The 840-nt window shown below is 31.7% G+C and carries 1 protein-coding gene; it reads left to right on the top strand.

Going from position 1 to position 840, the window contains the following annotated elements; translation table 11 throughout:
- Window positions 1-60 precede the first annotated feature (60 nt).
- A complete protein-coding gene (locus tag CN946_RS20880) occupies window positions 61-783 on the top strand; it encodes an ATP-binding cassette domain-containing protein (protein ID WP_098862845.1) in 723 nt (240 codons plus the stop codon).
- Window positions 784-840 lie beyond the last annotated feature (57 nt).

The following is an 840-nucleotide window of genomic DNA, read 5'->3' as shown; positions in this document are numbered from 1 at the left end:
GACAGGGGTAAGTCCAAAAGTAGGGCACCTTTCATTTAAGTTAGCAAGAGGTGAAATAAAATGACCTTATCAATTAACAATATAAGTGTAGATATTCTAGGAAGTTCGATCCTTAAAAACATTAATTTTCAAACGAATAAGGGTGAAATTTTTTGCTTAATTGGAACTTCAGGTGCGGGTAAATCGACATTGCTTCGGACATTAAATCGATTACAGTCGATTAGCAAAGGTGAAATTCATTTAAATGGACAATCAATATACAAAATGACACCTCAAAGTTTAAGAAAAAGTGCAGTAATGATCCTACAAACTCCTTCATTATTTGAAGGAACCGTTGAGGATAATATTTTGTTTGGAATCAAATTAAACGGTAGCTATGATAAGACAGATTCCAAAAGAGTAGCGAAATCTTTATTAGAAAAAGTAGGATTAGAGACGAAATTACTTGATCGGAATGCTTCAACACTTTCGATTGGTCAACAGCAAAGAGTATCGATCGCAAGAGCAATAGCCATGAAACCAACTATTTTATTATGTGATGAAATTACTTCAGCATTAGATCCACAATCGACTCTACATATTCAGGAGCTTCTAGTAACTTTAAAAAGAGAAGAAAATTTAACGATTATTCTTGTTACACATAATATGGATCTAGTTCAACAAATAGCTGATCGAGTAGGGTTACTGATTGACGGTAAATTAGTAGAAGTGAGTACAGTTAATGAGTTTTTTAATAATCCAAGCACAGAATTAGGGAAAAATTTTCTTTCTACAATTGCTTAAAGAAGGTTAACAACAGCTAATTTAAGTTTATAAAAATTTATAAAAATATCACAATTT

Origin of the sequence: Bacillus sp. AFS053548 (genome assembly GCF_002575105.1) — a bacterium.
GTDB lineage: Bacteria > Bacillota > Bacilli > Bacillales > Bacillaceae_G > Gottfriedia.
This window is presented reverse-complemented; position numbering and strand designations above follow the sequence as displayed.

Excerpts from the sequence above, each read along its gene's own strand:
- CN946_RS20880 (WP_098862845.1), top strand. The coding sequence starts at position 61 with ATGACCTTATCAATTAACAATATAAGTGTAGATATTCTAGGAAGTTCG.